General features: G+C 39.9%; 11 protein-coding genes and 1 pseudogene. 11 read left to right on the top strand and 1 reads right to left on the bottom strand.

What is annotated here, in order from left to right; genetic code table 11:
* The first annotated feature begins 6 nt into the window (after positions 1 to 6).
* The 8 genes and pseudogenes from ACVIJU_RS14855 (at position 7) to uvrC (ending at position 9,621) form a co-directional block, all read left to right on the top strand.
* Complete coding sequence (locus ACVIJU_RS14855; protein ID WP_063387434.1) at positions 7 to 2,367, top strand: endonuclease MutS2; 2,361 nt, start codon at positions 7 to 9, stop codon at positions 2,365 to 2,367.
* Positions 2,368 to 2,390: 23 nt separating this feature from the next.
* Complete coding sequence (locus tag ACVIJU_RS14850) at positions 2,391 to 2,801, top strand: DUF350 domain-containing protein (protein ID WP_063387435.1); 411 nt, start codon at positions 2,391 to 2,393, stop codon at positions 2,799 to 2,801.
* A gap of 221 nt (positions 2,802 to 3,022) precedes the next feature.
* Positions 3,023 to 4,699, top strand: a complete 1,677-nt coding sequence (locus tag ACVIJU_RS14845) for a long-chain-fatty-acid--CoA ligase (RefSeq protein WP_094246314.1) — start codon at positions 3,023 to 3,025, stop codon at positions 4,697 to 4,699.
* 120 nt (positions 4,700 to 4,819) lie between these two features.
* A complete protein-coding gene (locus ACVIJU_RS14840; protein ID WP_063387437.1) occupies positions 4,820 to 5,410 on the top strand; it encodes a TetR/AcrR family transcriptional regulator in 591 nt (196 codons plus the stop codon).
* A gap of 38 nt (positions 5,411 to 5,448) precedes the next feature.
* A complete protein-coding gene (locus tag ACVIJU_RS14835) occupies positions 5,449 to 6,222 on the top strand; it encodes an electron transfer flavoprotein subunit beta/FixA family protein (RefSeq protein ID WP_063387438.1) in 774 nt (257 codons plus the stop codon).
* A 30-nt stretch (positions 6,223 to 6,252) separates the two neighbouring features.
* Positions 6,253 to 7,234 (top strand): annotated as a pseudogene (locus ACVIJU_RS14830) (electron transfer flavoprotein subunit alpha/FixB family protein).
* A gap of 182 nt (positions 7,235 to 7,416) precedes the next feature.
* Positions 7,417 to 7,731: a thioredoxin gene (gene trxA, locus ACVIJU_RS14825; protein WP_063387440.1), complete on the top strand. Its 315-nt coding sequence runs from the start codon at positions 7,417 to 7,419 to the stop codon at positions 7,729 to 7,731.
* 117 nt (positions 7,732 to 7,848) lie between these two features.
* Positions 7,849 to 9,621: an excinuclease ABC subunit UvrC gene (gene uvrC / locus ACVIJU_RS14820; protein ID WP_094246311.1), complete on the top strand. Its 1,773-nt coding sequence runs from the start codon at positions 7,849 to 7,851 to the stop codon at positions 9,619 to 9,621.
* A gap of 59 nt (positions 9,622 to 9,680) precedes the next feature.
* Here uvrC and ACVIJU_RS14815 read toward each other — a convergent pair whose 3' ends face one another.
* The gene (locus ACVIJU_RS14815; RefSeq protein ID WP_456687716.1) at positions 9,681 to 10,130 is read right to left on the bottom strand and encodes a YslB family protein; all 450 of its coding nucleotides are present in this window, start codon (positions 10,128 to 10,130) and stop codon (positions 9,681 to 9,683) included.
* Positions 10,131 to 10,431: 301 nt separating this feature from the next.
* Between ACVIJU_RS14815 and ACVIJU_RS14810 the strand changes: the two genes are divergently transcribed.
* From ACVIJU_RS14810 to sdhB, 3 genes are read left to right on the top strand one after another with little or no spacing between them, the layout of a single operon-like run.
* Positions 10,432 to 11,040, top strand: coding sequence for a succinate dehydrogenase cytochrome b558 subunit (locus ACVIJU_RS14810; protein ID WP_063387443.1), 609 nt, complete (start codon positions 10,432 to 10,434; stop codon positions 11,038 to 11,040).
* 36 nt (positions 11,041 to 11,076) lie between these two features.
* Positions 11,077 to 12,828 carry a succinate dehydrogenase flavoprotein subunit gene (gene sdhA / locus ACVIJU_RS14805; RefSeq protein WP_066247775.1) on the top strand — a complete coding sequence of 584 codons (1,752 nt, stop codon included), beginning with the start codon at positions 11,077 to 11,079 and terminating at the stop codon, positions 12,826 to 12,828.
* 29 nt (positions 12,829 to 12,857) lie between these two features.
* Entirely contained in the window at positions 12,858 to 13,622 is a 765-nt protein-coding gene (gene sdhB, locus ACVIJU_RS14800; RefSeq protein WP_063387445.1) for a succinate dehydrogenase iron-sulfur subunit, read from the top strand.
* Positions 13,623 to 13,805 lie beyond the last annotated feature (183 nt).

The following is a 13,805-nucleotide window of genomic DNA, read 5'->3' as shown; positions in this document are numbered from 1 at the left end:
GAGAAGTTGCAGGAACGAGTGTTACATGTTTTGGAATTTAATAAAATAAGGGAACTGCTGAAAGAGCATGCTTCTTCTTCTTTAGGAAAAGAGAAAGCGTTAAAGCTTATGCCATCAGGAGACATCAACGAAGTACTGAAGAGGCAGGAGCAGACAGATGAAGCACTAACAGTGCTCCGATTGAAAGGCTCTGCCCCTTTCGGAGGATTAAGCGACATACGGCCGAGTGTAAAGCGTGCGCAAATAGGCGGAACTTTAGGTCCGCAAGAGCTTGTGGCTGTTTCTGCCGTGTTATATGCTTCAAGACAAATGAAGCAATTTATTGAAAAGTTGACTCAAGAAGAGGAGGTTTCACTTCCTCATTTAGAACAATTGGTCAGCGAAATCGGAATTTATTTAAAAGAAGAAAAAGAAATTCAACGTTGCATACGCGATGACGGGGAAATTGTTGATGATGCGAGCGATAAATTAAAAGCGATAAGAGGTCAAATCCGTACACTGGAGGCTCGTATTCGCGAAAAGCTGGAATCGATCATTCGCTCCCCATCTGCACAAAAAAATCTTTCGGATGCCATTATTACGATTCGAAATGACCGCTATTGCATTCCTGTCAAACAAGAATATAGAGGAGTTTATGGAGGAATCGTCCATGATCAATCTTCCTCAGGAGCAACTCTGTTTATTGAGCCGCAGGCTATCGTAGAAGCGAACAACTCTTTAAATGAAGCGCGGATTAAGGAAAGGCGCGAAATTGAACGGATCTTAACGGAATTGTCGAAAATGGTTGCTGACATAAGCAAGGGAATCATTCATAATATCACTGTAATGGGTGAAATCGATTTTATGTTTGCCAAGGCATTGTATGCTAAAAAATTAAAGGCTACAAAACCAAATATAAATGATCGTGGCATTATGAAGCTGTATAAAGCCCGCCATCCTCTTATTGACCCTGAAACCGTTGTGCCAAATACAATTGAACTTGGGGAAGATTTTCAATCGATTGTCATCACCGGTCCAAACACCGGCGGTAAGACGGTGACGCTGAAGACAATTGGACTGCTCGCACTAATGGCGCAATCAGGTCTGCAAATCCCTGCTGAAGAAGGATCTACAATGCCGGTATTTGAGGCAGTTTACGCAGATATTGGGGATGAACAGTCAATTGAACAAAATTTGAGTACATTTTCTTCTCATATGGTGAACATCGTCAAAATTTTACAAGAACTTAATGATCGCTCACTCGTACTATTTGATGAACTTGGGGCAGGTACAGATCCTGGAGAAGGTGCCGCTCTAGCCATTGCAATTTTGGATGAAGCTTTAAACAGAGGAGCGCAAGTTGTTGCAACCACCCACTATCCCGAATTGAAAGCATACGGATTTAACCGTAAGGGCGTGATCAATGCAAGCGTTGAGTTTGATGTCGACACATTATCGCCGACGTATAAATTGTTGATCGGTGTACCTGGCCGAAGCAATGCGTTTGAAATATCAAAAAGGCTTGGATTGAGCAAAGAAATTATTGAGCGCGCCAAATCGTTCATGAGCGCTGACAGATCCAAAACGGATGCAATGATTGCCTCCCTTGAGGAAAGCAAAAAACGTGCTGAAGAGGATTGGATGGAAGCTGAAAAAACGCTGAAAGATGCAGAAAAACTTCATAAAGAACTACAAGAACAAATCATTGAATTTAATAAGCAGAAAGACCGCCTATATCAAGAAGCTGAGGAAATGGTGAAAAAAAGGCTGGAAGAAGCGCAAAAAGAAGCAGATCAGATTATTCAAAAATTGAAAAACATGCAAAAAGAGCACAGTTCAGCTATTAAAGAGCATGAATTAATAGAAGCAAAAAAGCGGCTTGAATATGCAGCGCCTGAATTTATAAATACTGAACAAAAATCTGAAAAACAAAAAAGCAAAAAGCAGCTGCGCCCCGGCGATGAGGTAAAAGTGATCAACTTAAATCAAAAAGGACATCTGCTTGAAAAAGCAAATGAAAGTGAATGGCTTGTACAAATTGGAATATTGAAAATGAAAGTAAAAGAAGAAGATCTTGAATATATTAGCAGCCCGAAACAAGAGGGAGAAAAAACGCTCGCAACAGTAAAAGGGAAGGATTTTCATGTTTCATTAGAACTTGATTTGCGGGGAGAGCGATATGAAGATGCGCTCATCCGTCTTGAAAAATATATTGACGATTGTCTTCTCGCAGGATATCCGCGGGCGCACATTATTCATGGCAAAGGGACGGGCGCTTTAAGAAAAGGGGTGCGGGAATTTTTGCAAAACCACCGCGCTGTTAAAAACGTCCGTTTCGGTGAAGCAAATGAAGGCGGAACAGGTGTTACGATTGTGGAGTTCAAATAAACTTTTCTTTAAGGAGAGTAAACATGAATCTGTTTTGGGAAAACGTATATGTTCAAACTGCTGCTAATTATAGTGTTGTCATATTGTGCGGGGTTTTATTTTTAGTCATTTTTGAATTGGTGACGAAATATAAAAACTGGGAAGAAATCCAAAAAGGCAATGTGGCTGTTGCAATGGCAACAGGCGGCAAAATTTTCGGGATTTCAAACGTTTTCCGCTTCTCAATTGAACAGCATGACGGTCTCTTTGAAATGATTGGCTGGGGCTTTTACGGATTTGCCTTGCTCTTAATCGGATATTTTATTTTTGAATTTCTGACTCCTAAATTTAATATTGATGATGAAATTCAAAAGGATAACCGTGCAGTTGGCTTTATCTCAATGGTCATATCCATAGGCTTGTCCTTTGTAATCGGAGCAGGAATTACAAATTAGGAGAGGGGAACATGGAAACGCTGGCTAAAATTTTATTTGGTTTGTGCGGTCTGTTTATTGCGATCGGTATTATTTATATGGTGTTTTTTGCTTGAAAAAGCGGAGAAAAGAAAAGGTCTCCGCTTTTTCCTGTTTAAAATTCTAAAAATAATTATATTTCTGAATTTTATTTTGATATAATGAAATAAAATCATCATTATTTTTCAAAGGAGAGGAGATAAATGGAATGTCAAAAACCTTGGCTCAATTTTTATCCCTCGGAAATTCCGCATAATATCTCTTGGGAGAATAAGCCGCTTTCCAAATATTTTCAAGATACGGCTAATCAGTTTCCGAATCATACAGCCGTTTCATTTCTTGGAAAGAACATTACGTACCGCAAGCTATACGAACAGATGCTTCAATTGGCTAATTATTTGGAGCAAACAGGGTTTGAAAAAGGGGATCGGGCAGCGATTATGCTTCCAAACTGTCCACAGGCAGTTATTGCTTATTATGCAGTTCTGGAGGCAGGCGGAATAGTCGTTCAATTGAACCCTCTTTATACAGAATCAGAGCTGGAGTACCAGTTGAATGACAGCAGTGCTACACATCTCATTACATTAGATCTTTTCTATCCAAAAGCCTCGAAATTGAAATCTCTCACAAATATCAAACATATCATAATAACAAAGATCCAAGAGTATTTGCCTTTCCCAAAAAATCTTCTATACCCGCTCATTCAAAAGAAGGAGCAAAATCTTTTAATAAAGGTAAACGCAGCAAATGGTGTTCATGTATGGACAGAGATCTTAAAAACATCGCCTGCTAAAGAATTGACAGTAAATATTGATCCGAAAGAAGATATTGCCCTTTTGCAATATACAGGAGGGACGACAGGGACGCCTAAAGGGGTGATGTTGACGCATGAAAACTTAATTTCCAATACGAAAATGTGTGCTGCCTGGATGTATAAATGCAGGAAAGGAGAAGAGTCCATACTAGGAGTTTTGCCTTTTTTTCACGTATATGGCATGACGACTGTAATGAATTTATCGATCATGGAAGGTTTTAAAATGATTTTAATCCCCAAATTTGATTCAACCGAAATTTTGAAAGCGATTGAAAAAGAAAAGCCAACGCTTTTTCCAGGAGTGCCAACGATTTATGTCGCTCTTTTAAATCATAAAGATTTGCGAAAATACGACTTGTCCTCGGTTAAATATTGTATCAGCGGTTCGGCTCCTCTTCCGGTAGAAATTCAGGAGCGCTTTGAAAAAGAAACAGGCGGGAAGCTTGTTGAAGGATATGGGCTCTCGGAAGCTTCTCCCGTTACGCATGCAAACTTATTTTATTCAGATGTCAAGAAAAAAGGAAGCATTGGCATCCCTTGGCCCAATACGCATGCAGCCATTTATTCGGCTGAAAAAGAAGGATTTGCAGATGTCAACGAATTCGGCGAGCTTATTGTAAAAGGACCGCAGGTGATGAAAGGCTACTGGAACAACCGAGAGGAAACGGAAGCGGTTTTCAAAGACGGATGGCTTTTTACAGGAGATATCGGCTATATGGATGAAGACGGATTCTTTTATATTGTCGATCGTAAAAAAGATATGATTATTGCTGGCGGGTACAACATTTATCCCCGCGAGATAGAAGAAGTGTTGTATGCTAATGAAAAGGTTAAAGAGGTTGTCGTTGCAGGTGTTCCGGATCCTTACAGAGGCGAGACCGTGAAAGCTTATGTTGTACCAAAGGGAGGAGCACAGCTTACGGAGCAAGAGCTTGACCAATTCGCCCGAAAACATCTTGCCCCGTACAAAGTGCCGAAAAAATACGAATTTCGCGACGAGCTTCCGAAAACAGCAGTAGGAAAAATTTTAAGAAGAAAACTAGTAGAGGAAGAAAGAAAAATATAAAACGGACATCTATCGGTTTTGAACGAGAATAAAAACTTCCCTCAATGCTTGACAAAAAGGCTTAATCTAAATATCATATAAATGAATGACCATTCATTCATTTTGAAGGGAAGATACACGTTGAAAGAAAAAAAGGCAAAATATAAACAAATCATTGATGCAGCTATTGTCGTCATTGCGGAGAACGGCTATCATTCCGCTCAGGTTTCGAAAATTGCCAAACAGGCGGGCGTAGCAGATGGAACGATTTATTTGTATTTTAAAAACAAGGAGGATATTTTAATCTCCCTTTTTCGAGAAAGATTGATGAATCATATCGCTGAAGTGAAAAAAAGCATTGATGCAAAGCAGACTGCTGCAGAAAAATTGTTTGCGCTGATCGAAAAGCATTTTCAAATGCTAGTTCATGATCGGAATTTGGCAGTGGTTCTTCAATTGGAATTGCGGCAAGTAAACAAAGAATTGCGCCGGCGCATAAATGAAATTTTTAAAGAATATTTGAAAGTAATAGACGAAGTGATCGAATTCGGAAAAAAAACGGGAGAGTTTCGACAAGATTTGGATTTAAGGCTGGCAAGACAAATGATTTTTGGGACGATGGACGAAACGGCGACAACGTGGGTAATGAAAGATCAAAAATACGATCTCCTCGCAATTGCAGAAAAAATTCCTGAGCTGTTAATCAACGGATTTAAAAGCAATCATTCATAAAAAGAGAATGATCAATTTTTAAAAAGGGGATGGGAAAGGTGAATATTTTTGTCCTTATGAAAAGAACTTTTGACACAGAAGAAAAAATTTTAATTGAAAACGGATCAATCTCCGAGGATGATGCAGAATTCATCATAAACCCTTATGATGAATATGCCATTGAAGAAGCGCTGCAGCTTAAGGAGGCTCATGGCGGAGAAGTAACTGTTGTTACAGTAGGATCAGAAGAAAGCGAAAAAGAGCTGAGAACGGCTCTTGCGATGGGATGCGATAAAGCTGTCTTAATAAATATTGAGGAAGATTTGGAAGATGGAGATCAATTTACAACAGCAAAAATTCTATATGAATTTTTGAAGGATAAAGAAGCGGACATTATATTAGCTGGAAACGTTGCCATTGACGGAGGATCTGGCCAAGTAGGCCCCCGTTTGGCGGAGCTTCTTGACATTCCGTATGTCACAACGATCACAAATATTGAAATAGATGGAAAAAACGTGAAAATTGTGAGAGATGTTGAAGGGGATTCGGAAATCATTGAAACAACACTCCCTCTTTTAGTAACTGCCCAACAAGGTTTAAACGAACCGAGATACCCGTCTTTGCCGGGAATTATGAAGGCAAAGAAAAAACCCCTTGAAGAGTTGGAGCTTGATGATTTAGATCTTGAAGAAGAAGATGTCATGCCGAAAACAAAAACGTTAGAAATTTATTTGCCGCCTAAAAAAGAAGCAGGAAAAATATTGCAAGGGGAACTGCAGGATCAAGTGAAGGAACTTGTTTCTTTATTGAGATCAGAAGCAAAAGTTATTTAGTGGAGACGAATATAGCAGGGGGATGAAAAAATGGCTCGAAAAGTGTTCGTATTGGGAGAAATAAGGGATCAATTTTTAAGGAACGTATCATTTGAAGCGCTTGCAGCCGGCAAGATAATATCCGAAGGCGGAGAGGTGGTCGCCGGATTAATTGGAGGAGAACGTTAGAACGCTTGCAAATGACATGATTTATTATGGAGCGGATAGGGTTGTCATCGTGGAAGATGAAAAATTGAAATATTATAGTCCGGACGGGTATTCACAAGCTGTCATGGCGATCATTGACAGTGAAAAGCCTGACGCTATTATTTTCGGACATACGGCATTAGGCAAAGATTTATCTCCAAAAATAGCGGCTAAATTAAACGCAGGTCTTATTTCTGATGCTACCGCTGTAGAAATAGTGGGCGGTAACGTTGTTTTCACAAGACCGATCTATTCAGGAAAAGCTTTTGAGAAAAAAATCATAACGGATGGGATTATTTTTGCGACCGTTCGTCCGAACAATATTCCACCTCTCGAAAAAAATGAATCAAGGAGCGGAGAAGTTGCTTCCATATCGGTAGAAATAAAAGATCTGCGCACGATCGTGCGTGAGGTTGTCCAAAATGCAGCGGAAGGCGTTGACTTATCTGAAGCAAAGGTGATCGTTGCCGGAGGGAGAGGGGTAAAAAGTGCAGAAGGGTTTGAACCGTTAAAAGAATTGGCATCTGTGCTCGGAGGAGCAGTAGGGGCGTCACGCGGTGCCTGTGATGCAAACTATTGTGACTACTCGCTGCAAATCGGACAAACGGGAAAAGTCGTTACACCGGATTTATATATTGCCTGCGGAATTTCTGGAGCCATTCAGCATTTAGCGGGAATGTCGAATTCTAAAGTAATTGTTGCAATCAATAAAGATCCGGAAGCGAACATTTTCAACGTCGCAGACTACGGTATTGTCGGAGATTTATTTGAAGTTGTGCCAATGCTTACGGAAGAATTTAAAAAATTAAAAATCCATTCCTCTTAACGTGTCCTGAATGGACTCGTATTTTTTTGAACAAATCCATTCCTCCTAGTATAAGTGGAGACGGGTCACGACGTACATAAAATACAAAAAATATGAAAAAATAGTTGCAGATCAAAACATTCGCTTCAAGCGAAAGAACATGGTATACTTCACATAGAAAAAGTGAATTAGGAGGAATTAAGATGGCAATTGTAAACGTTACTGACCAGAATTTTTCCCAAGAAACAAGCGAGGGTGTAGTATTGGCAGATTTCTGGGCGCCTTGGTGCGGTCCATGTAAAATGATTGCCCCAGTCCTTGAAGAATTGGATCAAGAACTTGGTGACAAAGTAAAAATTGTTAAGCTTAACGTGGATGAAAATCAAGAAACTGCCGGTCAATACGGAGTCATGAGCATTCCGACGTTAATCGTCTTTAAAAATGGTGAAGCAGTGGATAAAGCGATCGGTTACCAGCCGAAAGAAGCTTTAGCGCAATTGCTTAACAAACATTTGTAATATAAAATATAAAAAGAGGCGCTCACGAAAGTTACCTTTTGGAGCGCCTTCTTGCTTTTAAATGAAAACGGCTGAATAAATCCAGCACAGATTAGAATAAGTTGGAGTGTTTTACCGATGTATGAGCATTTAAAAGAAAAACTTTCGCTTCTTCCGAATAAGCCTGGCTGTTATTTAATGAAGGACAAAAACGGAACCGTCATTTATGTTGGAAAGGCAAAAGTATTGAAAAACCGGGTTCGTTCCTACTTTACTGGATCACATGACGGAAAAACGTTAAGACTCGTTCAAGAAATTGCCGATTTTGAATATATCGTAACATCCTCGAATATTGAGGCGCTTCTATTAGAAATGAATTTAATTAAAAAACATGAACCGAAATACAATGTCAATCTAAAAGATGATAAAAGCTATCCGTATATTAAAATTACTTCCGAGCGCCATCCGCGGCTGATCGTCACACGAAAAGTAAAAAAAGATAAGGGAAAATACTTTGGACCGTATGCAAACGTCCAAGCTGCGAGAGAGACAAAAAAGCTGCTTGACCGCATGTATCCTTTGAGAAAATGCAATTCGCTTCCAGACCGGGTTTGCATCTATTATCATATGGGCCAGTGTCTTGCGCCTTGTGTTCACGAAGTTTCCGAAGAAACGAACAAACAAATGGTGGAAAGCATCATCCGTTTTTTAAATGGTGGATATAAGGAGATCAAAAAAGAATTAACAGAAAAAATGCTGAAATGTGCAGAAAATCTTGAATTTGAAAGGGCAAAAGAATATCGGGACCAAATCGCGCATATCGAAGCAACAATGGAAAAGCAAAAAATGGTTCTCAATGATTTTATTGATCGCGATGTATTTGCTTATTATTACGATAAAGGATGGATGTGCGTCCAAGTATTTTTTATCAGGCAAGGAAAACTGATAGAACGGGATGTGTCCATTTTCCCTCTGTACCAAGAGCCAGAGGAGGAATTTTTAACATTTATTGGTCAATTTTACGCAAAGAACGACCATTTTCTTCCGAAAGAAATAGTCATTCCGGAAGATGTCAATGAGGAAATGGTTCGAGCTTTAGTACAAGTACAGGTCAGCAAACCAAAGAAAGGAAAAAAGAAAGATCTCGTACAGCTAGCTTATCAAAATGCAAAAATTTCGTTAAAAGAGAAGTTTTCACTCATTGAACGAGATGAAGAAAGGACGATCAAAGCAATTGAAAATTTAGGAAAGCAGTTGAATATTCCTACACCACATCGGATTGAAGCTTTTGACAATTCCAATATTCAAGGCGCGGACGCTGTTTCGGCTATGGTTGTTTTCATAGATGGAAAACCTGCGAGAAAAGAGTATCGAAAGTTTAAAATAAAAACAGTCAGCGGGCCTGATGATTATGAATCGATGAGGGAAGTAATTCGCAGGCGATATACTAGAGTGCTGAAGGAGGAGCTGCCGTTGCCGGACCTTATTATTGTTGATGGAGGAAAAGGACAGGTACAAGCAGCTATGGATGTATTAGAAAACGAACTGGGACTTGACGTTCCTGTTGCCGGGCTTGTGAAAGATGACAAGCACAAAACGAGCGATTTGCTTCTTGGAAACCGGGAAGCTGCTGTTCAATTGTCAAGAAGCAGCCAAGAATTTTATTTGCTTCAGCGCATTCAAGATGAAGTGCACCGCTTTGCCATTACGTTTCATCGACAAGTCCGCCAAAAGAATACGTTTAAGTCTGTATTAGATGAAATCCCCGGCATAGGACCTAAGCGTAAAAAACAACTGTTAAAATCGTTCGGTTCCGTTGAAAATATTAAAAAGGCATCGCTTGAAGAGCTAAAACAGGCAGGAATGCCTGAAAAAACAGCACAAAACATTTTACAATATTTCAGCGAATAGCGATGTAATAAAACAAATAGGAGGAAGCTTTTAAATCCTCCTACTGCCCTTTCATTCTGTTAAATTTTATCTTTTTCATCCCATTTTACAATGAAAATAACTTTGTTTAAGCGTTTGTTTATCTGTTCATACGCTTCTGTGACGGCACCGTTCATACATTCGATTTGCTGCGCGATAAATCCTGCTTCTAGTTGGAAGGATAAATCTTTGAAAAGCTTCATCCTTTTTTCGATCAATTGGCCTGTTAATTCAAATTCCATTTCGTTTTTTTTCTGGCGAATAATATGAAGATCGCCCCATCCGGCTGATGAAAAAAAAGATATAAGTTCTTCTAACGTAGATAATTGAATTTTTCGAGCTAGCTGTTTGCCTGCCCAATACAAAATGGAATGATGCTCTTTTCCTAGAAGTTCAGGAAGTAAATAGTCGCGAAGCAGCAAAACGCTAAAAGGATGTAAGGTTATTTCTTCTAATTCTTTTAATTGATCGTGATATGACAGCTCTTTCAATCGTTTCCCCTCTTTCTAGCGAACAATTATATTATATCAGCTTTCACATAAGATGAAAGAGTTTATAAAATCAATTTCGGATACGGGAAATATTCTATTTTCCGATCAGAAAAAATGATTTTACTGAATAATACTTTGTAGACGTTTTCTTGACGGTACTACTTTATGGGAGTACAATGAATTTGTCCTATTATTTTAAGATTTCGTCATATTTTGTCGGCGGATTTTTACATGCCAAGCAGGGGGAGCAGGAGATTTTTAAGAAATCTTTCAAATTATTAAGATTAGGGGGTAAACGCATATGTCTGGTAACAGAGAATTTGCAAACCGCAGACTACATTCACTTTTAGGTGTTGTACCGATTGGCGTATTTTTAATTCAACACCTGACTGTCAACCATTTCGCCACAAGGGGCGAAGAAGCATTTAACAACGCAGCGCATTTTATGGAAAATTTACCATTCCGCTATTTTCTGGAAATTTTCATTATTTTCCTTCCTCTGTTATACCACGCCATTTATGGGATTTATATTGCTTTCACAGCAAAAAACAATGTAGGCCGCTTTGGCTATTTCCGCAATTGGATGTTCCTGCTTCAACGTGTAACTGGTATTATTACCCTTGTTTTTATTGCATGGCATGTATGGGAAACTCGTATTGCCGCGATGTTTGGGGCTGAAGTTAATTTTGATATGATGGAATCCATTTTAAGCAATCCTGTTAGTTTAGTGTTTTACATAGTAGGCGTTCTTTCAGCGATTTTCCATTTTTCCAACGGTCTATGGTCTTTTGCAGTCAGCTGGGGAATTACGGTTACTCCAAAATCTCAGCTAGTCTCAACTTATGTGACAATAGGTATTTTTGTGTTGCTTTCAATCGTAGGTCTTCGTGCCATTTTTGCGTTTGTCTAATCTAACTAAATTGCGTTCAAGGGAGTGGGCGAAAAAATGAGTAAAGGAAAATTAATTGTTGTCGGCGGCGGCTTGGCTGGCTTAATGGCAACTATAAAGGCTGCGGAAGCCGGAGTGTCTGTTGACTTATTCTCGTTAGTACCTGTAAAACGTTCCCATTCAGTATGTGCTCAAGGAGGGATCAACGGGGCGGTAAATACGAAAGGAGAAGGAGACTCTCCGTGGATCCACTTTGATGATACGATTTATGGCGGAGACTTTTTGGCTAACCAGCCACCGGTTAAAGCGATGTGTGAAGCAGCACCGGGAATTATTAACCTTTTAGATCGCATGGGTGTTATGTTTAACCGTACACCAGAAGGATTGTTGGATTTCCGTCGTTTTGGAGGAACACAGCATCACCGGACAGCGTTTGCCGGAGCAACAACTGGACAACAGCTTTTATATGCATTGGACGAGCAAGTTCGACGTCACGAAGTAGCAGGTCTTGTGACGAAATATGAAGGCTGGGAGTTTTTAGGAATCATACAAGATGATGAAGGACGCTGCCGCGGCATCGTTGCTCAAGATTTAAAATCAATGGAGATTCAAGCTTTCCGTTCGAATGCCGTAATAATGGCGACAGGAGGACCTGGAATTATCTTTGGTAAATCAACAAACTCTGTGATTAATACGGGATCGGCTGCTTCTATCGTTTATCAGCAAGGAGCTTATTATGCAAACGGGGAATTTATACAAATTCATCCGACAGCCATCCCTGGAGATGACAAGCTTCGATTAATGAGCGAGTCTGCACGCGGCGAAGGCGGAAGAATTTGGACATATAAAGACGGAAAACCATGGTATTTCCTTGAAGAAAAATATCCGGCATATGGAAACCTTGTTCCTCGTGATATTGCAACGAGAGAAATATTCCATGTATGTGTAGACTTGAAATTAGGCATTAATGGCGAAAACATGGTATATCTTGATCTTTCTCATAAAGATCCAAAAGAGCTTGATATTAAACTAGGCGGTATTATCGAAATTTATGAAAAATTCATGGGTGAAGATCCAAGAAAAGTGCCGATGAAAATTTTCCCTGCCGTCCATTATTCTATGGGAGGTCTATGGATCGATTACGATCAAATGACAAACATCCCTGGTTTGTTTGCAGCTGGTGAATGCGATTACTCTCAGCATGGTGCGAACCGGCTTGGAGCAAACTCATTGCTTTCTGCAATTTACGGTGGTATGGTTGCAGGACCAAAAGCTGTTGAATATATGAATGGATTGGAAAAATCAGCTGACGATTTACCATCCACATTATATGATGCACGCGTAAAAGAAGAACAAAGCAAATGGGACGAAATCCTGAAAATGGATGGAAACGAAAATGCTTACGTTCTTCATAAAGAGCTTGGTGAATGGATGACGGATAATGTTACAGTCGTGCGCTACAATGATAAACTTCTAAAAACAGATGAAAAAATTCAAGAGCTTATGGAACGTTGGGAAAGAATTAATATTAACGATACTGCGAAATGGAGCAACCAAGGCGCAAGCTTTACTCGCCAGTTGAGAAACATGCTTGTGTTGGCTCGGGTTATTACGCTTGGGGCTTATAACCGTAATGAAAGCCGAGGTGCTCACTATAAACCAGAATTTCCGGAACGAAATGATGAAGAGTGGCTCAAAACAACTATGGCAACGTTTGCCGGCTTGAAGGAAGCTCCTAAATTCCACTACGAAGATGTTGATGTATCACTCATTAAGCCTCGTGTGCGTGACTATACGAAGAAACATTAAAAAAGCTGGGAGAAAAGGGGGAGTAAACAATGAGTGAAAAAAAAGTGCGGTTTATTATCACTAGACAGGATCGACCAGACACGGAACCATATCAAGAAGAATTTGAAGTGCCATATCGTCCGAATATGAACGTTATTTCGGCCTTAATGGAAATTCGCCGTAATCCTGTTAATGCCAAAGGCGAAAAAACAACGCCTGTGACATGGGATATGAACTGTTTAGAGGAAGTATGCGGTGCTTGTTCAATGGTCATTAACGGGAAGCCACGCCAATCATGTACAGCGCTTATTGATCAGTTGGAACAGCCTATTCGTCTCGAGCCGATGCGCACATTCCCGGTTATTCGCGATCTTCAAGTAGACCGCAGCCGCATGTTTGACTCTTTGAAAAAAGTAAAAGCATGGATACCAATTGACGGTACGTATGACTTAGGACCAGGACCAAGAATGCCTGAGAAAAAACGCCAATGGGCATATGAGCTTTCAAAATGTATGACGTGCGGCGTATGCCTTGAAGCTTGTCCAAACGTAAACAGCAAATCGAACTTCATCGGTCCAGCGCCATTATCACAAGTTCGTTTGTTTAACGCTCATCCGACAGGCGCGATGCATAAATCAGAACGCTTGGAAGCTATTATGGGCGACGGCGGACTTGCGAACTGCGGAAATTCCCAAAACTGCGTTCAATCCTGTCCAAAAGGAATTCCGCTTACAACATCGATTGCAGCATTAAATAGAGAAACAACTGTTCACGCATTTCGTAAAATGTTCGGAAGCGACTATATTGACAGCTGATGTATATTGTGAAAAAGGAACACCTTGCAATGTCAAGGTGTTCCTAATTTTAGAAACGGTTGAATCTTTCTCGAACATTTCCTCCTTCAAACGAGTCCCTTTAACGTAAAGAAGCTTCTTTTCGCCTAAAATGCACCTTTCTTTTATGAATCTTGTCACGGTCATCTTTTTGCGATCATACTA

This window comes from Aeribacillus sp. SP014 (assembly GCF_054055575.1).
Note: the sequence above shows the minus strand (reverse complement) of the source record. Positions and strands in the feature narration are given on the sequence as shown.